This window comes from Candidatus Terasakiella magnetica (genome assembly GCF_900093605.1).
GTDB lineage: Bacteria > Pseudomonadota > Alphaproteobacteria > Rhodospirillales > Terasakiellaceae > Terasakiella > Terasakiella magnetica.
The window spans coordinates 14,902-35,344 of sequence record NZ_FLYE01000004.1; the positions used below are offsets into that span (position 1 = coordinate 14,902).

The window sequence follows — 20,443 nt, forward strand, 5'->3', positions numbered from 1 at the left end:
CATCTGGATCAAACATGACAACAAAAGAAGAAAGCGAGCTTTATCAGGCTCAAATCGAAATACGGCATTTAAAGAACACGATTTCTGCGCTTCGTGATGAACTTGACACGGTCAATGCATCCAAGACAGCAGCCGTGCAAAAAGCCGTGGCCGATGGACATCAGGAACATTTACAACTGCAAAATACCGTTCAGGCCCTGCGCGACGAGATGGAAGAGGTCCGTCGCCAAATGACTGATGCTGTGCAAAAAGCCAAGGCCGATGCCCATGGCGAGATTGTGCAACTGACCAATACCGCACAGGCCCTGCGTGATGAGCTGGAAAATATGCGCACGCAAAAAGATGCTGAAGTGCAGCGCACCTTAGCCGATGGTAAACAAGAAGCAGGCACCCTGATTAAAACCACGCAAGCCTTGCGTGATGAACTCGAAAACCTAAAACAAGACAAAGATGAAAGCGTACAACGCACAAAAGCCGACGGTCACGGCGAAGCCCTTCAGCTTCAACGCACCGTTGGGGGTTTGCGCGATGAAATGGAACTGATGAAACATCGTTTTGATGAAGAACGCCAGGAAATGGAAAGTAGCTTTCACGATGAAAATCAGCAATTACGTGATACAATCACGACCTTAAGGGAATCCTTGGAGGCACAACATGCCGGAAAGTAATTCAAAAGCAGAAGAGCTCGCAAATAATATCCATGTGACCCCCAGCACAGCCGAAATGGTTTTGCGGGTTTCTCATGATGTTGCACGGGCCACAAGTCTGGATGAGCAGCTTCGCATCATTATGGAAGCGGTGACCGAGGCCACCAACTCAGATCGTGGCACCTTGTTTTTGAATGACTCACAAACAAATGAGCTTTATTCGCGCATTGCCTTGGGTGATATCAAACGCGAAATCCGCATCCTGAATAACTCTGGTATTGCCGGTGCGGTTTATACCAGCGGTGATCCAGAAATTGTCCCGGATGCGTATGCAGACAAGCGCTTTAACCATAGTGTTGACCATGCAACAGGCTATAAAACGCGCAATATTCTTTGTGCCCCTGTGCGTACGGTACGTGGTGATATCCTTGGTGTTGCCCAAACGCTAAATAAACATGATGAAGGCGAATTTACTGACGATGACCTTGCCATCATGCAAGCCATCACAACCCAAGCCTCCATCGCGCTGCAAGGCACCCTCTTTATTGAGCGCATGGAAAAACTGCGCGAACAAGAAGCAGAATTCCTCAACGTTGTGTCTGATGTGTCATCAGAGATCAACCTTGGCCCTTTGCTGCAAATGATCATGAATGCCATCACCAAGATGTTGCAGGCTGATCGTTCCACCTTGTTCCTTAATGATGAGAAAACTAACGAGCTTTATACCCAGATCGGTCAAGGCCTTGGCGCAACGAACATCCGCCTACCCAACCACCTTGGGATTGCGGGCGCCGTATTTACATCGGCAAAAACCGTAAATATCCCTTATGCCTATGCGGACCTGCGCTTTAATCCGGCCTTTGATAAACAAACGGGCTATTTCACCCGCTCCATCCTATGTTGCCCTGTCTTAAACAAAGATGGCAAAGTCATTGGTGTAACGCAGGTACTCAATAAAAAAGGCGGCCCCTTTTCTGATGATGATGAGCAGCGCCTAAAAGCCTTTACCTCTCAGATTGCCGTGGGGCTGGAAAACGCCCAGCTCTTTGCCGACGTGCAACAGATGAAAAACTATAATGAAAGCATGCTGGAAAGTATGAGTAACGCCGTGGTCACCTTCGATGAAGAAGGAACCATTGTGACTTGTAACGCCGCAGGCCTTAAGATTTTTCAAGTTAAGGCTGATGAAATCATCGGCCAAAAAGATGCTGATTTCTTTGTGGATGAAAATGTCTTTATCGTTGAGCGCCTGCGCACCGTGCGTGATGAAAATGAAGCCGATATCTTCCTTGATGCCATCTTGAAAATTGGGGAAGAAAAAGAAGAAACCTCGGTCAACATCACCACCCTGCCCCTGCTGGATAAAGATTCAAAACCCATCGGTACCATGATCATGATGGAAGACATCAGTTCAGAAAAACGCATGAAATCAACCATGTCACGTTACATGGATCCGGGCCTTGCTGATCAGCTGATGGGCGGTGGTGAAGATTTCCTTGGCGGCCAAAGTACCGAAGCAACCGTATTATTCTCAGATGTTGCCAGCTTTACAACGCTTTCAGAAGAACTTGGCGCACAAGGCATTGTAAAACTGCTTAATGAATATTTCACCTTGATGGTGGATTGCCTCAATGATGAAGGCGGCATGCTTGATAAATTCATCGGCGATGCCATCATGGCCATTTTCGGGACACCTTTCCCCCATGAGGATGACCCGGACCGCGCTGTTCGTTGTGCGATCCAAATGATGGTCAAACTCAATGAATTTAATGCCGGGCGCAAAGCCCAAGGCCTCTTGCCGATCGATATTCGCATTGGTCTTAATACCGACAATGTGGTTTCTGGTAATATCGGCTCACCAAAACGCATGGATTACACCGTGATCGGTGATGGCGTTAACTTGGCTGCTCGCCTTGAAAGTGGTGCGAAACAATATGGCGCCCATATTCTGATCTCTGAATTTACTTTCAAACAGCTTAAAGGCACCTATCGCACACGGGCCATGGACCATGTGGTGGTAAAAGGAAAAACCGAACCCGTGGGCATTTACGAGGTCTTGGATTATCACACAGAAGAAACCTTCCCCAACATGGTTGATGGGCTTGCCCATTTCCGTGATGGTATTGAATGCTATCACAAAGGTGCATTTGACGATGGAATCGAGAAGTTTAAGAAGGTTCTTGAGCTCAATCCTAAAGATAAAGCCTCAGAAATCTATATTGAACGCTGTGAGCACCTAAAAGAAACAGTCAACCCTGACGAGTGGGATGGCGTCTGGGTGATGACATCTAAATAAAAACATATCGCCCAATCAATTAGTTACTACAATTGTATGAATAGGTATACATACGTATTAAACAAGATACGGTCATTTATATAAGGTAATTAGAATATTATTATATTAAGAATTCACTTTTAATAAAATTTTATTTAATTTATACACCCCGATAATCACTAAACCATTAGGTTGATTTTCGGGGCCTGCTATGTCTATTCGCTTTAAACTACTTGCATCATCCATTGCACTCGCTTTTCTGCTGTTGGGTTCAATTGCCTTTACCTATTTTGAGCTGGCAGAAATTAGCGAAAATGTTGAAGAACTCGCCATTGATACCGACTTCCTCGGTCATGATGTTCTCCCCCTTGTTATTGTCGCAAAAGACCTCAAGCTTAATGTAGTTCAGGTTCAACAATGGTTGACCGACATTTCTGCGACCCGCGGTCTTGATGGCCTTAATGATGGGTTTGATGAGGCTGAAGCCAATGCAAAACTGTTTAAAGCCAATGTAGAAAAAGTCAAAATACTCGCTGCCCCTTTTAAGGAAAAAGCGCTTGATGACATTATTGCCAAGCTCAACAGCACTTTTGATCCTTATTACGGAACAGGTGTCATAATGGCGAAAGCCTATGTGGCGGGTGGACCTGCACAAGGTAATAAAACCATGGCCTCTTTTGATGAGGTCGCTGCTGCCATGCAAGATATGATGGATCGTTTTCAAGCCGTAATTGATAAAGACATTGTCAAAATCACCAAACAGGCTGACCTTCATAAAAAAGAAACTCATGACATTATTAATTCAGCCACCAATCTTGCCATTATCCCCACAGTTTTAGGGTTGATCATTGCCAGCCTGACCATCTTTGTTGTGCTCAACGTCAGCCGCTTGATCGTCTCTATGTCTGAGCGTATGCGTGACCTTTCAAATGGCGACATTGATATTGAACTGACTGAGATTGATCGCAAAGATGAAATGGGTCGCATGTGTCGTGCGGTTAATGTTTTCAAACAAAAAGCCATTGAAAATGAAGAGCTGAAACGCCAACAAGAACTGGCCCAGATTAAAGCCACGGAAGAGCGAAAACTCGCCCTGCAAAATATGGCGGATAACGTACAAACTGAATCACAGCTGGCCCTTCAAAAAGTTTCTGAAAAAGTCAGCTATATGCAAACAGCCGTTCAGGAAATGAGCGATTCAGCCCACCGCACAAACGATCATTCCCAATCCGTGGCAGCCGCAGCTGACCAATCCATCACCAATGCCCAAGGCGTAGGTGCTGCAACCGAAGAACTCAGTGTTTCCATTCGTGAAATCTCCCAACAGGTTGATGCCCAGTCTGCCATTACGCAAGATGCCAGCACCCAAGCTGAAGAGTCAGCGCGCACCATTGCCGGGCTTGACGAAGCAGCCTCTAACATTGGTAATGTGGTTACTCTCATTCAAGATATTGCCGCCCAAACCAACCTTCTTGCCCTGAATGCCACGATTGAGGCAGCACGCGCAGGTGATGCGGGTAAAGGCTTTGCTGTTGTGGCCTCAGAAGTTAAAAACCTGGCCGTACAGACAAGTCAGGCAACGGAAGAAATCTCAGCCCAAGTCAATGCCATTCAGGCCGATAGTGAGCGCAGTGTAAAACAGATCAGCGCTATCTCAACTGTCCTGCATCAATTGACAGAAACCACTCAGATTGTCAAAGACACCATGTTGTCACAATCTGATGCAACCGTTGAAATCAGCCAGAACGTTCAGGAAAACACAGAAGCTTCCCAAGAGGTTGCCCAACGTATTTCAGGTGTGTCTGACGAAGCGGCCTCCTCTGTTGAAAGAACGACTGTCGTCACCACAGAAGCCGATGCGATTGCAGAAGGTATCCAAGAGCTTGTACACCATCTTAACCATGTTGTGCGCACAGCCACACAAGATGTGGATCGTCGTCATGACACACGCCTGCCAACGGACCACCTCAACATTAAAGCTACTTTGAACGGCGCCTCTATTGAGATTGATAACATTTCCAATAGTGGTGCTCTCATCCATGGTGATATCAGCCTCGCCAATGGTGAAAAAGCATCCCTGACCTTATCTGATCTTGATGATACCCTCCCTGTCACCGTGGTCCATATGAGGGGCGATAAAATCGGCCTGACCTTCTCCAATGAGCTGGAACACCGTGATGAATTTATCCTCTGGCTGTCTCACCGCTGGAACGAATATATCCAATATGCTGCCCTTCATACTTAAGCAGCAGAAATAGGTCTAAATGACTTTCAATTATAAAATTACAATTATGTGCAACTACACATTAATCGCATTTCAATATATTACAATATACTAATTTTTACTTTTGTTTCTATTTAAAGTTATGTACGCTTTTCCGCAAAATCATATAAAATGAATGGCGGATAGACATGACAATCAGATTTAAATTACTGACAACTTCAATATTACTCACCTTAATGATTCTAGGGTCTATTATTTTCACCCTTACTGAATTTACTAAGATCCATAAAAATGTGGCAAATATTGAAAAAGATAGCAAGGTAATTTCTCACGATATACTACCACTGGTTATTGTCGCAAAAGACCTAAAGCTCAATGTGGTTCAGGTCCAACAATGGCTCACTGATATTTCTGCAACACGTGGTTTAGACGGTCTAAATGACGGATTTGATGAAGCACAGGCTAATGCTGAACTTTTCAAACAGAATGTAAAAAAAGCCAAAGAGCTATCTGCGCCTTTCAAAAACAAAGAGCTTAACGACATCATTGCCAGCCTCAATAGTGTCTTTGACCCCTATTACCAAACAGGCATCATCATGGCACAAGCCTATATTGCAGGCGGTCCAGCTTCAGGCAATAAAACTATGGCGGCCTTTGATGAAGTTGCCGCTGCCATCCAAGAAACTATGGATAAGTTTCAAGGCATTATCGACAAAGACATTCAAGAAAGAACCGTTGCAGCAGATCGCCATATAATTGAGACCGAAGAGATCATTACAAATGCTGAAAACATGTCATATCTGCCCGCAGCGCTTGCTATTATCATCGGCGCAATTGCTTTTATGACAGCAAACACCACCAGTAAAAACATTGTTCACATGGCGCAGAAAATGAAACAACTGTCCACAGGGGTTTATGATTTTTCGGTTACAGAAGCCTCACGAAAAGACGAACTTGGTGAAATGGGACGTGCGCTTGATGTTTTCAAACAAAAATCACTTGAGAATGATGAATTAAAACGCGAACAAGAGATTGTTAAAGAACAAGCTGAGATTGAACGCCAAAAGGCATTAAAAAATATGGCGGACAATGTTCAAGAAGAATCAAGAGCTGCTTTATCCCAAGTTACAGCCGAAATGCAGCAGATGCTACAGGCTGCTGAAGAGATGAGCCATTCAGCAAGTTCCACCAATTCACACTCATCATCGGTGGCCTCTGCTGCTGAAGAATCCATTTCAAATGCACAAAGTGTTGGGGCTGCAACTGAAGAATTGAGCGTTTCAATCAATGAAATCTCAAAACAAATTGAAACCCAGTTTGATATTGCCCATCGGGCAAGCTCTCAGGCAGAACAGTCCGTAAGTACTATTTCTGGTCTGGATAAAGCAGCCTCCAATATCGGCAGTGTTGTCACTCTCATTCAAGACATTGCAGCCCAAACAAACCTGCTCGCCCTTAATGCGACGATCGAAGCGGCACGTGCAGGTGAAGCAGGTAAAGGTTTTGCCGTTGTCGCCTCTGAAGTGAAGAACTTGGCTGTCCAAACCAGTCGCGCGACTGAAGAAATCTCTGCTCATGTGGGGGCTATTCAAAATGATAGTAACCGCAGCGTAGAAGAGATTAGTTCCATTTCTCAAATTCTTCAGGAAATGATGCAAACAACACAAACAGTAAAAGACACCATGGATGTGCAATCTCAGGCGACAAATGAGATCAGTGCCAATGTGCATGATAATACTGAAGCTTCAAAAGCTGTGGCGCATCGAATTTCAGAAGTGTCTGATCAGACACTTGTTTCTGTAGATAAAGCCAATACAGTAAGCAATGGTGCCACAACAATCTCTCAAGGCGTTGAAGGCCTTGTGGAACATCTTAACCGGGTTGTACGTGCCGCAACTGAAGAAGTCCAAGAAAAACAAACTGCATAAAGCTAAAAAGCTGAAAATGAAAAAGAGAGGGTCAAATGGCCCTCTTTTTTTATGGATAAATTCTGTGCTGGTCTATAGCCTATAAGCAGGTTCCATTTTGAAAGATTCTATGATGAAAAAGACATGGTTCATATCTTGCTGTCTTGCAGCCCTTATCGGGCTTAATGGTTGCAGCTCATCTGAAAAAGAGCCAAGCCAGACCTCTACTGAAGTTCAAAGTCAGGTGGAACAACTCTTGCGCCTTGGAAAACGCACGCAAGAAACCGGGGATCATGCCAATGCGTTGGGCTTTTATCAACGCGCCTATATGCTGGATACGCAAAACCGTGATGCCCTGTTTTTACTAGCTGAAACAACCAAACACTCAGGTGATTTAAGCGCCGTTGCGCAAGTTTATACCAACGGGCTAAACCACTTGCCTGAAGATACAGGACTTTTGCGCCGTTATGGTAATATTCTCATTGAACAGAATAAACTGCCCCAAGCCATCATTCAGCTAAAAAAAGCCTTAAGCATTAAGCCAAATGATGCCCAAGCATTAAACAGTCTGGGCGTGGCCTATGACCTTTCAGGGCTGCATGATGATGCCCAAGATCAATATGAGAAGTCTTTAGATGAGGCCGCAAGCGACCTTGATACGCTGAATAATTATGCGCTTTCTCTGGCTTTATCTGAAGACTATGACAAAGCCATTAAAACCTTATCGCCTTATGGCAAAGACAGCACCGCGCCCAAACGCCTGCGCCTTAACCTCGCCATGCTTTATGGGCTCAGTGGTGATGTTGAAATGGCAAAAAAAGTTGCCAGCCAATTGCTTGACCGTGAAGCAGTTGAAAACAATCTGCGGATCTATGAAGAAATGCGCAAGATGAATAAGGCCGCGCGCAAAACTGCTGTTTTAGGGAAATGATTAGAAATTCGGGAATACCGCAACGGCGCGAATGATGGCAGGCCCCAGCAAGACAATAAACAAAGCTGGCATAATAAACAGGATCATCGGCACTGTCAGGGTTGCGGGTAGTTTCGCAGCTTTTTCTTCTGCCCTTAACATCCGCTCGGTTCGAAATTCTTGTGACAGCACGCGCAGACTTTGCGCAAGAGGTGTGCCGTAACGCTCTGTTTGTTGCAAGGTGCCCACAACTGCGCGCAAGCCCTCCATATTTGTACGTTTATTTAAATTTGCCAGCGCATCAGCGCGATTGGGCAAGAACCCGAGCTCCATAGCGGTTAGACTAAGCTCTTCCGCCATTTCAGGGTTGGGCCCCATCATTTCTTTTGACACCCGCTTTAATGCCATATCAAGGCTCAGCCCAGCCTCTGCACAGACAACCATTAAATCCAGCGCATCGGGCAAGGCTTTTTGCAAAGCGTCACCACGTTTTTGTGCTTGATTGATGACAAAGATTTTCGGTGCATAAGCCCCAATGAGCACAGCAACGATCGCCACTAACATACGCCCCATGGGCTGTAAATCGCCCATGCCCAATACATAAAGCCACACCATCGCCAAGGCCCCAAAAGCAAAGGGCAGTGAAAAGCGAAAGAAGAAATAAATATTCAGCGCCTCTTTTGAGCGATAGCCCGCTTGGGCCAGATCATCAATGACCTTTTCAGCTTCGCGCGTGCGCAAGACATTCAGTTTCTTGACCACTTTATTGACAAAGCCCATCACTTTGGGGCGCTTTAACCCATGCTTCACCGCAGCGAGTGACTTGTTTTGAAGTTCTTTTTGCTGTTGCTGAATGGCGCGCATACGTTTGGCTTTGACATCGCGCACCAACAAGGCATTCCACACAAACAAAACAATGAGAAAGGCTTGTAATGCCGCCCCCCAGACAATGAGGGTTTCCATAGGGATTGAAGATAACATGCTCATATCTCGAACCTCACCATTTTAAACATAACCAGTGCTCCGATCACAATGGAGATCAACGCCCCGATGGACAGCATGGTCCCCGTATCACTGGTATAAAGCGGCTGGGTGTAGCCTGGGCTCATGACTTCTAGGATGGCAAACATGGCAAATGGTAAACCACCCAAGATATAAGCCGAGGCCCGCGCTTCAGACGCCATGGCTTTGACTTTGAGTTTCATGGTCTGGCGTTGGCGCAAAATATCACTTAAATTTTCAAGGGTTTCAGCCAGATTACCACCTGTTTCAGATTGCACGACAAGCGAGATTACAAAGAAATTAAATTCTGCATTTTCAAGTCGTTTTGCCGCCTTCCATAAAGCATCTTCCATGGTCTCGCCAATTTTCATGGCTTCTGAAATACGCTTAAATTCAAAGGCCACCGGGCCTTGCATTTCACCTGCAACAATGGATATGCCTTCTGTCACTGGCAGGCCGGATTTAACCGCGCGTACAATCAAATCAATGGCATCGGGAAAGGACTTGGTAAAACTTACATTACGCCGTGCGATAAACAGATCAATCACCACATGGGCCCCGCCAACCCCAATGCCAATCCCGCCAAAGATGGCAACAACAAGAGATAGTTTTGCCCCAAAAAAGAGAGCCCCTGCCCCCATAACGGCGACAAAAACAGACATGGCAATAAAACTGCCTGGCCCCATTTCAAGGCCAGCGCGGGCAAGCCTGCGCGATAAGACCTCTGCACTTGGCAGCATTTTCTTAAGCATTTTATCCAATGTGGGTGCAGCTGTTTTATCTTCGCGCAAGACAGAGGCCTGCACTTCCACATCTGGTAATTCATCGCCCATACGTTGGCGCATTTTTTTTAAGCGATATTGCAGTTTTCTATTCTTGCCCAACACCAGTTCTGCAATGGCGAGTAAAGCAAACAGGATCGTCAGGCCAATGGCTGCGAGTAAGATTAATTCCTGTGACATAACCTGCTTCCTTTCACTTTTTCCTAAACGGCCATTGCTTCCATCAAGGCACGGCCCAGACCGAAATATTCCGCCCGGTCCATAAAGCTTGGGCGCAAACCGGTTGAGACATAACGCCCCAAAAGCTTGCCGTTGGCATCTTCACCATCAAATTCATATTTAAATAAATCCTGCGTGGTGATGATTTCACCTTCCATTCCCACAACTTCGGTAATATGGGTGATGCGGCGCACCCCATCGCGCATACGCGAAATCTGCACAATCAAATCAAGCGCGTTTGAAATTTGCGCACGCACTGCCTCATTAGGTAGCTTCACCCCAGACATGGCGACCATATTTTCCATACGGGTCAGGGCCTCGCGCGGTCTATTGGCATGTAACGTCCCAAGGGAGCCATCATGGCCCGTGTTCATGGCTTGCAACATATCAAGCGCTTCAGAGCCACGAATTTCACCAAGAATAATACGATCAGGGCGCATGCGAAGGGCATTTTTGACCAGTTCTGTCTGGCTGATGGTGCCTTCACCTTCCAAGTTTGGCGGGCGGGTTTCAAGACGCACCACATGAGGCTGTTGCAGTTGAAGTTCTGCCGCATCCTCAATTGTGACGACACGCTCACCATGATCAACCATCTGGCTCATGGCGTTTAACAAGGTCGTTTTACCTGAGCCTGTCCCGCCTGAGATTAAAATATTCAACCGTGCGCGCCCGGCAATTTTTAAGACCTGACACATGGCATCTGACATATTTTGCGTTTCAACCATGCGATCTAAGGTGATGCGCATTTTAGGAAATTTACGAATGGAGATACTCGGCCCATCGATCGCCAAGGGCGGGATGATAATATTCACCCGTGAGCCATCTTCGAGGCGCGCATCACATAAGGGGGATGATTCATCAACGCGTCGCCCAATGCGCGAAACAATGCGATTGGCGATATTCATCACATGGGCATTATCGCGAAAAGTCACACCGGAGACTTCCAGCTTGCCACCACGCTCCACATACACCTGTTTCGGCCCATTGACCATAATATCGGTGACAGCCTCATCCGCTAAAAGTGGTTCAAGCGGGCCAAGGCCGAGCATGTCATTTAGCAACATGGTTATGAGGTCGCGTTGTTCTAACAGGTTAAGCTGCTGGCCTTCTTCCATCAGGATTTCTGAGACAATTTCACTAAGCTGATCAGCCAGTTCATTGCGCGGCATTTTGGCCGCCTTACCTGCATCAATGCGTTTGAGAATTTCGGGCTGAACAACGGATTTTGCCAAATCCACACTATCACGGCTGGCTTGGCTCAGAGCCTCTTGCTCACTTACGTCTTCAGTTTCTTGCCCGTCAGAAGATGGTTCCATGCGCCGTTGGGGTTTTCGCAAACCCTCTGAATGAGTGCGTGAACCAAACTTGATACGTTGCTGTCCTGTTTCTCCAAGTGGCATGATCGACCTCCATTATCTTCTTTAAATATAAAGGAAAAAGGCTCAATCACGCTGTGACAGCTATCACTTGGCTTTAAATATCTTGCGCCAGAAAGAGGTTTTTTCAACCTCATCTGCGCCCTTTTCAACAAAGTTGGAAAACAGGCTTTCCATGGCTTGGGCCGCTTTTGATTTGGGTGCAACTTTCATCAAGGCACTGCCTTGCATTTCCGCAGCAGCAAAGCCTTTGGCATCATAGGGAATGGTGCAGGATAAGGTTTTCTCAATCCCTTTTTCAAACTCTTTCACGCTTAATTCACGCTCTTTATTCTCACCCGCGCGTGACGCACAAACCATCAGGTTATCTTCAATCATATGGTCCTTGGCATAACGGGTCATGCGCAGACTATCGCGCATACCCGCCAAGGAAAGATCGCTTACCACAATCATTTTACCAAGGCGAGAAAGCAGGTCCCCACAACGGGGCAATAAATCGCGCGGGACATCTAACACCACCAGATCATATTTTTGGCGCAACCGCTCAATAAGCAGGTCTAGTGCTTCACTTTCAAAGTGACACACGGTTGCCAAATCTGTTTCACAAGCCAAGATGCTGAAACGCTCACTCACCTTGACCATAGCACGTTCTAGAAAAAGCGAATCAATCCGGCTTGGGTTTTCTAATGCTTCACGAAAGCCTTTGCCGGGCTCTAAATCAAGGGAAAGGGCAATGGTGCCAAAATGTAAATCCATATCCACCAGAGCAACCCTTTTGCCTTCTCGCTCAGATATATCCCATGCAAGGTTGAGCGCCGTTGCCGTTGCGCCCACCCCGCCAAGTGCACCAAAAACGGAGACCACATCGCCTTCACATTCATCTTCAGGCACAATCGGAGCTTCTTCAACTTCACAGGCACGTTCAATGGCATGGGCCAATGTCTCAGGATCAATGGGTTTAAGCAGATAATCCTCCACCCCCATATCCAAAAGGTCGCGATAAAGGCTGACGTCATTGGTTGTGCCTAAACACACAAGGCCCACACCCGCCTCACACACGCTTGCAAGTTCTGCAATTTTTTCAAGCGGAGCCATGCAGCCTGTCAGATCGATGACCAATAACTGCGGTGTATCAATTTCACTGAGTGTCTTAATCGCCAGATCAATCCCGCCATCAAATATCCGGTTTGTATTCCAGCCTTGCAAAGACACCACATCATTTAAAGAATGGGTTGTAATATCATCCTGTACAAAAGCCATAAACGGCTCTTGTTGATGTTGATCATTATGTTCCATGAGAGCGCTCATTATTCACTCCCTCCTGTAGAAGATGTTGTGCTTGCGCGGGGCTGCCCATATTGAATGATCGCATTAGAAAGGACTGAGGCTTGGGCAGGTGAGCTTTCACGCCCGCGCACCAGATCACGTGGATTACCAATCATCAAAGCAAGGTTTGCCGCTTGTGCGCAGCCAAAGTTTGAATGAACCTGATTGTGATAGGTGGAATTTGGCTCATCCGTCCAATCCGGGCAATTGGGCACAGATACGCTATAACGGCTTAAATTCACCTGAACCGCTTGCAGCCCTTCTTGTTTATTGCTGCCTCTCAGCTGAGGTTTAAACCCAAAGGTGCGAAAATAAGCCGCCACTTTTTTAGCACGTTTTTGAGAGATTTTGCCACCCTGTAAAGCCACAGCAATCACAATATCATCATTGCGGCTCACTTCATGTTTCATGATGAAGCTATCAATTTTTTCGCGCGCACTTGGTGATAACTGGCTGGAACCATAGCCAAAACCGACCTCAAAACGACTATCCACCTGGGTCACGACAGGTTCACGGGCTTGGCGTTGGCTTTGCATATCCTGAACGGTTTGACAGCCAGAAAGGAGGAGCGAAGCGAGAACAAACATTGGAATATATTTAGTCATGACATCTTCCTTTCTTAATTCAGTGCAAAACCAACAGGGCCGATAAGCTTGCGCCCTTTTGTATCAATGGTTAGGCCATTGCCTGCTTTTTCTTCTTGATGATATGCCCCACCGACAAAGACACGTTCCATATCATGGGGTGGTGAAAACCCATCGGTTGGCACAACGGCTTTTGCATGGGTGATGGGTTTAACCAGATAAGGCGTGATGATGATGACCAATTCACTTTCTTCGCGCTGAAAACTGTCTGAGCGAAACAGCGTACCTAAAATGGGTAAATCACCAAGGCCGGGGAATTTATTTAAGTTATGGCCTGTTTTATTTTGAAGCAGACCTGCAACCGCAAAGCTTTGCCCACTTGCCAGTTCAACGGTGGTTTTGGTTTTGCGTGTGGTCAGGGCGGGAATGACATAGCCGTTAAGCGAAACTGAATTGCTTTCAGAAAGGGAGCTCACTTCAGGCTCCACCTGTAAATTGATCCGCCCATCATCCAAGATCACGGGTTTAAAAGACAAGCGCACACCATATTCACGAAAAGTGATGGTTGGGCCGCTATCACCGGGCACCAGAATGGGGAATTCACCGCCCGCCAAGAAGCTGGCTTCTTCCCCACTCATGGCCGTCAGGTTTGGTTCAGACAAGATCGTCACCAGACCTTCATCTTCCATGGCATCAATCACACCGCTGATATCACTACTGGTCACACTTAAGGTGCTGACAGCTTGGGCAAAGGGGTTGGTTGAGGCCAATGCCAGTGATGTAACACTGCCAAAAGTGCCCATGGCGCTCCAATCAAAACCAAGGCGTTTATCCACATCGCGCGACACTTCAGCAATACGTACACGCAAATTCACCTGATTTAGCGCATCCACACGCAAACGATTGATCACACCGGAGGTGGCGGGGCTGAAACGCTGGGCGATTTGGCGAACCTCTTCAGCCTCGCGGGCAGAATTTAAGGTGCCATCCATCACAAGAGCGCCATTGATGCTGGAAAACTGCACATTTGCATGGGGCGCCACGCGATAAACCGCTTTTTGTAAATTTTTCAAATTATGGGTCACATCCACATCCATATTGGCAATAATGCGATCTTTGCCATCCACCGCATAAAGGGTGGTGGTGCCAACGGCCTTACCAAAAAGATAGATCAAGGTTGGGGATTTTACCTGCACATCGGCAATATCAGGATTGGCGATAAAGACCGAGGCTGCCGGGCGTGATAAACGGATCAGGCGGCTTTTATTATGTTCCACTGCCATAGAGCGTTGCGCTTGGGGCAAAATCTCAACTGACTTTGCTTCTACTGGTGTGAAAGACACAAGGAAAGCCAGTGTGAAAAGCCGGATCATTTTTTGTAAGTTCACCATCATAGCCTCCTGATTAAAACTTTTGAACGCTCAGGGAGCCACCACGGTGGACCTGTACTTTGCGCGACGCACTTGCGCCTTGTTTTTTGCGTTTTTGGGCCATCGTTTGCAGATAGAAATTAAGCTGCTTATCTGTTGTCAGGCTCAATTGAGCTTTGTTTGTTTTGCGTTGAACGCCGACGGGTTGAAAAGCAATTTTATGTTCCAGTGACTGTTTTGAAACTTCTGCAATCATCAATTCTTCATCGGCGAGACTTCTTAAACTTAAAGAGAGTTTTCCCATCTGAGAGGCGAGCGCAACAATCTCTGCCTGTTTTGGCGTCACCTCAAGGGTGGCTGTTTTGGCAACCTTGGCTTGGCCTTCAGCTTGAATGGCAGACTGGTCTTTGGCAATAATGCGCACATCTTTAAGCAGGGTTTCAGTAAAGCGCATTTTCCCCTCCCCGACTTTTTGGCTCAGTGTCAGCAAAAGGTCGACCTGATCTCCGGGAAAGATAAAACCACCCACGCCTGATGTGGCACTTAAAGCAACCGAAACCGCGCGCATGCCGGGGGTGAGAACCGCAGCAAGGAAACCCTGCTCACCTTTTCTCACCATGGCTGAGGGCAATACAGGCTGACCAGCAGGAATGCGCGAGCGAATGACAGAACCGACGAAATCTTCCATAGAGACATCGCCTTTTTTCAACATACGCTCACCAATGGCATCTTCAGGCCAATCCTGCCATTCAAGTTTTTCTTTTAAGACAAAACTTCCGGCAAGAAGGTCTGTTTTTGCCACAAGGACTTTCTTATAACCAATTGCCTTGGGCGCAAGGACCTTAGGCACAGAAGCCATAATCTCAGCGCGCTCCGTTGCCAGCCAGTTTTGCGCCATCATGGCTGTCGCGCCTGCTGTTAAAAAGGCCATAACCAGTAAAATGAGAATACGAACAGACATGATAAAGCTCCTTTTACCCTTTAGAGGACAAACATTTTATAAGTGGCGAAAAGACCACCTGCGCAAATGGCAACGCCATAAGGCAGCTTGTCGGTAAGGATTTTTTCTTGGGCATTCACAAACCCCATTTGCACACAGATATAAGCACTACCGTGGCGAAGGGAGGAGGAGAGCATAAAGATCGACATGATCGCGCCCACAATGACCATTGCAAACAAAAACGGAAAAAGCCCAAGAGGGCCAACCCATAGGCCTGTAAGGGCGATCAATTTCACATCACCACCGCCCATGATCCCGGCTGAAAACAGGCCCAGACCGATCATGAAAAACACGAGGCCGATTACCATGCTCCAGCCGATAGAGACCTCATGAGGAGCGGTTAAAACGTAAAATGGGTAAAGGGCGATCAAGGCGATGGAGATGAAATTTGGGATGCGATAATCATCCAGGTCTTCCAGTGCTGAGACAAGAAGAAGGGCCACAAAAGCTGCGATAATCATATTATTTATGATAACTAAACTCATAATGGCACCTATTAAATAAATTATTAACTAACTTAATTATATTAAAACAGTATTTAAAAGATAAAGATGTGATACTAATCACTTTGTATAAATAATATAAAAATAAAAAAGGATGCTAAAAGCATCCTTTTTAAAAAACTATATATGAGCTGTTCTATTCTGTTGTCGTGGTTTCAGTTGTTGTTTCCGTTGAGGTACTGGTTGACTCACTTGTCACCGCATTATTCAATTCTGTAGAAACCCCTGTAAATGCAGTATTTAAACCTGTACCAACAAGGTTCATCCCTGTAATAGCGACAACTGAGATCAAAGCGGCGATCAGACCATACTCAATAGCAGTAGCACCGGACTCGTCATTCCAAATATTTTTAATAGTTGCAAACATTGCTCTTCTCCTTGGCGAATACTTAATAAATCGTTTGATTGACTATATGTATTTAACCTTAAGTGAAAGTTATTATCTGTGATGACAGTCACATCAATGTATTTTTATTTGAACTTTACTTGTGACGCCTATCACACCTATTTGATTTTTTAAGATATTTCAAATACTTCAAAGTCAGCTCGTCGGCCCAATACCATTGGCAATTTGATTGGTCATAAACGCTGGATAGGTGAATACATCTGGCATTCCCATAAAACCACCGATCACTACCAAGGGCTTTTGTAGGTTTTCAACCCGCACACTCACCATGGGGAGAATCCCGCCCGGCGTTGTTGCCTCCCCCAAACCGCTATCACTGTACGTAATACTTATATGCTCTGATTGAATAGCTGGCTGAATGGCCTGCATCTGGGCAACCATTTCACCATAGGCAGATATATTCGCCCCTGCCCCGCTGCTGCAATTTACCCCCCCTGCTGAACTCCCCTGACACACAACACTTGATCCACGCACAAAAGAGGATAGGTCTGCCACGGGTTCCTCTATAGCCATATAACGTGCAGCACGCCTAGTTGCTTCGCCCGTTCGATGCCATTCAAACACAATAAGAGAGACCTCAATTGCGGCAAAACTCATTAACATCAACAAAGGTAAAAAAAGCCCAAGAGAGGGCAAAACCACCCCTTTTTCATCTTTGATAAAACGTGATTTAATGGTCCACATAGGCTTGCTCATGACTAAGATTAATACTGAATCCCGCCATACCGATTACATCCAGCAAACCGGGCAAAATCGGATCAAACTGTACCGAGGCACTTAAGCGGATAACCGGCACATTATCCCCATTGAGATTATAATAAGATTGCGCCACATCCAGACTAGAAGAGCTATTGGCCCAACCAGAAGCTAGATAGGCACCGCTGCCATCAAGGGTTCCTGTTTTCACAAGATTCTCTATCACGGTTTTTGATGCAATTTCTGTTGGGTTATCAATACGTGCAGCATAAACAGCACCTGCGCGCATGCCTTTTTCAATGGCGTTGGCCTGAAGAAATGCACGGCCCAGCTCGGCAAAACCGATAAATAACAACAACATCAAAGGGACAGCTGCGGCAAATTCCACAATCGTATCGCCCTTCTCATTGGCACGTATCTTATTTAACAAGTCGAACATTGGCATGAAAATCCGGTGTTACAGTCATTGATAAAGGACGGACAATCTCTCCATAAATGGCACCTGCGGGTGCATCGGGCACCGCTTGCGTCACAAACATTTCAAGATACCGTCCGTTGGAGGGATAGTTGTGCGAACCACGCACCTCATCGGCAATACATTGCAAAATAGCCACCTGCACAAGCCGGCGTTTGGCACCATTACTGGCAACCGTCCCTGTCGGCACCCCATCATAAGCGGGATCATCTGCATGGCTCTCAGAAGTTGGAATATCAGCTGCTGGCGGTGTGACTTCCTCATAACCAGCAGGAAGTGACCCCTCAATAGGATAGAGGGTCAACTCCCCGTTGCGCGCAAAGACTTCACCCAGCTCGTAAAGATAAACCTGATAACGTGTGGCATCTAAAAGCTCATCAGGTAAAGGCGTGTCGTGTTTTTCAGACCAATAACTAGCTAAATCCCACGTCCCACTTCCCATTCTTTGTGCAACACCTGAAAGCACATCCCCATCTTGAGGGTAATTAATCACATTAGGTGCTGGGTTCCCCCATGAGGTTTCATATTCAAAGCGGGCATTAATACCGCTTTGCACTTTATTTGTCTTTACCCCCGGTGCGGTTCCAAGTTCCAGACCATAACAATCTTCGGGCTGGACCGCTGCTAAAGCCGCCTCAAGGGAGTTGGCGCCAATTGACCCATCGGGCAAGGCCAACAGGCCATAATTGCCCGGTGCCCAAGCATCTCCGCCTTGGGGTGGCTTAAGCACAATTTGGCGACCGATTACATCATTGGATGACAAATCAACACTGGCATCATTTTCCCCAATATCGCAAATCATCAAGGGTGGTGCATGGCACATATATGGGTCAGGCTGGGCAACCGCCTCTGCCCCCATGGTGGTTGAGGTCGAAACCGCACTGGCTGTTGAAATGGGTGTAAATAGATTATTGATGGTTTGCGGGGCCATATTAACATGGATGAATTTTGCATTCTCATCATCATCAGCCAGAACATAAGCGGGTGAAATTTCTTGATAAAAAGTAACCGACTGCACAGTCAGCTCACCTTTTGTAGCACTCAGGCTTGAAGATTGAGAAATGGCATTAATCGCCATTTGAGTTGCACGATCGCGTGCACCATCGCGCCCATCAAGCTGTGCTGCCCCTGCCATCGCACCTGCATCAGCACGGTTTTGCAGCTGGGTTTTCAACACACTGGCGCGCCCCGTATCAATCACAATCGCGCCTAATCCCAGTGCAATAACAGCAAAAGATGCCATATAAACCGCCACACTCCCGCCCTCATCACGGCGAAGTTTTTTAAACAGTTTTTCAATATGGTTCAGGTTATATTTCATCTTTCTCTTCCTAAAGGGAGGACTTGAACGCAAGACTCCGCCTATTTAAATTCTAGGTTAAGAAAGAATAAAAAGCTGTGATTGCTATCACTTGCCCCATTCTTGACGATTTTCAAATATAGATTAGCGTCACTTGATTATATTAAGGATAATTTCAATGCGCTTTGCCTCACTCTGTGTCTTTATACTTACGCTTTCTCTTAGCTTTTCAGCCCAAGCAGACAGCTTTACAGATTTAAAAGACAATATTCGCGGCTATCGAAACCTAAGCAATACGCCCAAAGCGCCCACTGTTGAATTTACAACACAGGATGGCAAATCGGTTTTCATTGAAGATTATAAAGGCAAAACGGTTTTGCTAAACCTCTGGGCCACATGGTGCCCGCCTTGCATCCGCGAAATGCCTGCCCTTAATGAGCTAGCTAAAGATTTTAAAGACAAAGACTTTGTTGTGCTCGCCGTTGCCACAGGGCGTCAGGGCCGCGAACAGCCTGATGCTTTTCTTAAAAAACGCGACCTCACAGACATGGTTTCCGTTCATGATAAAAAACAGGACTTCCTGCGCAAGATGGATATTAACAACCTGCCTGTAAGCTTTCTCATTGATAAGCAAGGCCAGATGCGCGGCGGCGTGATCGGCATGACAGAATGGACAACACCAGAAGCCAAAGCAGCTCTTGAAAAAGTTCTTGCCAATTAATTCTGCAAACTTTCCAAACGGGCTAAAATGCGCTTTGCATTGGCTGCTTTTGCGCTCACTACCCAATAGACATCAAAGGTCGATATGGGGTCAGAAACCAGCCATGTCCCGGCTTGAAGATAGCCCTTTCTTTTGGCGATTTCTTGGGAGGGTTGGAGATAAGAGAGGAAATAATCGCCGCGCCCTGCTGATAACATCTCCAAGCCGCTATAAATATCATTGATCTCGATAAACTTGGGCGGTGCGGGAAGTTCTTTCAGCTTATTTAAAATACCGCCATAGCCATAACCTGCTAATGAAAGAATGCGTTTTCCGGCAAGGTCTTCCAGCGTTTTAACAGGCTCAGCTTTTTCCCCGCGATAAGACACCAGATTAATCTGGGCGATGATTTTCTTAGAATAAAGGACTTTATCCGTTAAGGCGGGATGGCGGATCAACATAGCCACATCCACCTCACCTTCGCGCAACTTCTCCATCAAAACAGGGGTGTGAAAGGCTTTGAATTTTGGCGTAAAGCCAACTTTTGCCATGGCTTGGCGGGCATAATCTGCCAAAATTCCTTCAGCGCCTGTATGCAGGCTTTTGCTATAAAATGGCGGGAAATCAAAGATACCAATCTTAATTGGATCATGCGCGCGCACATTGCCTGTGCACAATAACAGCACCATTAAAGCCAAAAGGCAGCAAAAGCTTTTCACGCAACTCTTCTCCGAAACGAAT

19 protein-coding genes are annotated in these 20,443 nt (G+C 46.4%); 6 read left to right on the forward strand and 13 right to left on the reverse strand.

All coding sequences use genetic code 11. The features are described from left to right. Positions 1-14 precede the first annotated feature (14 nt). The 5 genes from MTBPR1_RS04720 (at position 15) to MTBPR1_RS04740 (ending at position 7,984) form a co-directional block, all read left to right on the forward strand. Complete coding sequence (locus MTBPR1_RS04720; protein ID WP_069186418.1) at positions 15-668, forward strand: GumC domain-containing protein; 654 nt, start codon at positions 15-17, stop codon at positions 666-668. After that, positions 655-2,943: a GAF domain-containing protein gene (locus tag MTBPR1_RS04725; RefSeq protein ID WP_069186419.1), complete on the forward strand. Its 2,289-nt coding sequence runs from the start codon at positions 655-657 to the stop codon at positions 2,941-2,943. Before MTBPR1_RS04720 ends, MTBPR1_RS04725 begins: the two co-directional genes overlap by 14 nt. 190 nt (positions 2,944-3,133) lie before the next feature. Then, the gene (locus MTBPR1_RS04730) at positions 3,134-5,167 is read left to right on the forward strand and encodes a methyl-accepting chemotaxis protein (RefSeq protein WP_069186420.1); all 2,034 of its coding nucleotides are present in this window, start codon (positions 3,134-3,136) and stop codon (positions 5,165-5,167) included. 272 nt (positions 5,168-5,439) lie between these two features. Then, complete coding sequence (locus MTBPR1_RS04735; RefSeq protein WP_165602614.1) at positions 5,440-7,074, forward strand: methyl-accepting chemotaxis protein; 1,635 nt, start codon at positions 5,440-5,442, stop codon at positions 7,072-7,074. Between the two features lie 109 nt (positions 7,075-7,183). Beyond that, entirely contained in the window at positions 7,184-7,984 is an 801-nt protein-coding gene (locus MTBPR1_RS04740) for a tetratricopeptide repeat protein (RefSeq protein ID WP_083222893.1), read from the forward strand. On the opposite strand, the gene MTBPR1_RS04745 is transcribed toward MTBPR1_RS04740, so the two are convergent. The 12 genes from MTBPR1_RS04745 to MTBPR1_RS04800 all read right to left on the reverse strand — a co-directional run bounded on the left by MTBPR1_RS04745 (position 7,985) and on the right by MTBPR1_RS04800 (position 19,023). Further along, on the reverse strand, positions 7,985-8,950 hold the full coding sequence (locus MTBPR1_RS04745; protein ID WP_083222894.1) for a type II secretion system F family protein: 966 nt from the start codon (positions 8,948-8,950) through the stop codon (positions 7,985-7,987). It abuts the gene before it with no gap. Then, a complete protein-coding gene (locus MTBPR1_RS04750; RefSeq protein WP_069186424.1) occupies positions 8,947-9,927 on the reverse strand; it encodes a type II secretion system F family protein in 981 nt (326 codons plus the stop codon). Before MTBPR1_RS04750 ends, MTBPR1_RS04745 begins: the two co-directional genes overlap by 4 nt. 23 nt (positions 9,928-9,950) lie before the next feature. Beyond that, a complete protein-coding gene (locus MTBPR1_RS04755) occupies positions 9,951-11,366 on the reverse strand; it encodes a TadA family conjugal transfer-associated ATPase (protein ID WP_083222895.1) in 1,416 nt (471 codons plus the stop codon). Positions 11,367-11,429: 63 nt separating this feature from the next. Then, positions 11,430-12,650 carry a CpaE/TadZ family protein gene (locus MTBPR1_RS04760; protein WP_069186425.1) on the reverse strand — a complete coding sequence of 407 codons (1,221 nt, stop codon included), beginning with the start codon at positions 12,648-12,650 and terminating at the stop codon, positions 11,430-11,432. Further along, a complete protein-coding gene (locus tag MTBPR1_RS04765; protein ID WP_069186426.1) occupies positions 12,650-13,273 on the reverse strand; it encodes a CpaD family pilus assembly lipoprotein in 624 nt (207 codons plus the stop codon). Before MTBPR1_RS04765 ends, MTBPR1_RS04760 begins: the two co-directional genes overlap by 1 nt. 14 nt (positions 13,274-13,287) lie before the next feature. After that, complete coding sequence (locus MTBPR1_RS04770) at positions 13,288-14,646, reverse strand: type II and III secretion system protein family protein (protein ID WP_069186427.1); 1,359 nt, start codon at positions 14,644-14,646, stop codon at positions 13,288-13,290. Positions 14,647-14,656: 10 nt separating this feature from the next. Next, positions 14,657-15,583 carry a Flp pilus assembly protein CpaB gene (cpaB, locus tag MTBPR1_RS04775; protein ID WP_069186428.1) on the reverse strand — a complete coding sequence of 309 codons (927 nt, stop codon included), beginning with the start codon at positions 15,581-15,583 and terminating at the stop codon, positions 14,657-14,659. Positions 15,584-15,603: 20 nt separating this feature from the next. Next, a complete protein-coding gene (locus MTBPR1_RS04780; protein ID WP_069186429.1) occupies positions 15,604-16,107 on the reverse strand; it encodes an A24 family peptidase in 504 nt (167 codons plus the stop codon). A 154-nt stretch (positions 16,108-16,261) separates the two neighbouring features. Continuing rightward, on the reverse strand, positions 16,262-16,492 hold the full coding sequence (locus MTBPR1_RS04785) for a Flp family type IVb pilin (RefSeq protein ID WP_069186430.1): 231 nt from the start codon (positions 16,490-16,492) through the stop codon (positions 16,262-16,264). Positions 16,493-16,666: 174 nt separating this feature from the next. Further along, on the reverse strand, positions 16,667-17,215 hold the full coding sequence (locus MTBPR1_RS04790) for a TadE/TadG family type IV pilus assembly protein (protein WP_069186431.1): 549 nt from the start codon (positions 17,213-17,215) through the stop codon (positions 16,667-16,669). Further along, positions 17,202-17,672: a TadE/TadG family type IV pilus assembly protein gene (locus tag MTBPR1_RS04795; protein ID WP_083222896.1), complete on the reverse strand. Its 471-nt coding sequence runs from the start codon at positions 17,670-17,672 to the stop codon at positions 17,202-17,204. The genes MTBPR1_RS04790 and MTBPR1_RS04795 overlap by 14 nt, the downstream gene beginning before the upstream one ends. Continuing rightward, entirely contained in the window at positions 17,647-19,023 is a 1,377-nt protein-coding gene (locus MTBPR1_RS04800) for a TadE/TadG family type IV pilus assembly protein (RefSeq protein WP_069186433.1), read from the reverse strand. The genes MTBPR1_RS04795 and MTBPR1_RS04800 overlap by 26 nt, the downstream gene beginning before the upstream one ends. Positions 19,024-19,180: 157 nt before the next feature. Between MTBPR1_RS04800 and MTBPR1_RS04805 the strand changes: the two genes are divergently transcribed. Beyond that, positions 19,181-19,723, forward strand: a complete 543-nt coding sequence (locus tag MTBPR1_RS04805; protein WP_069186434.1) for a TlpA disulfide reductase family protein — start codon at positions 19,181-19,183, stop codon at positions 19,721-19,723. Here MTBPR1_RS04805 and MTBPR1_RS04810 read toward each other — a convergent pair. Then, positions 19,720-20,421 (reverse strand): substrate-binding periplasmic protein, encoded by a 702-nt coding sequence (locus MTBPR1_RS04810; RefSeq protein ID WP_069186435.1) that lies wholly within the window; start codon positions 20,419-20,421, stop codon positions 19,720-19,722. The genes MTBPR1_RS04805 and MTBPR1_RS04810 overlap by 4 nt on opposite strands. Between the last annotated feature and the right edge of the window lie 22 nt (positions 20,422-20,443).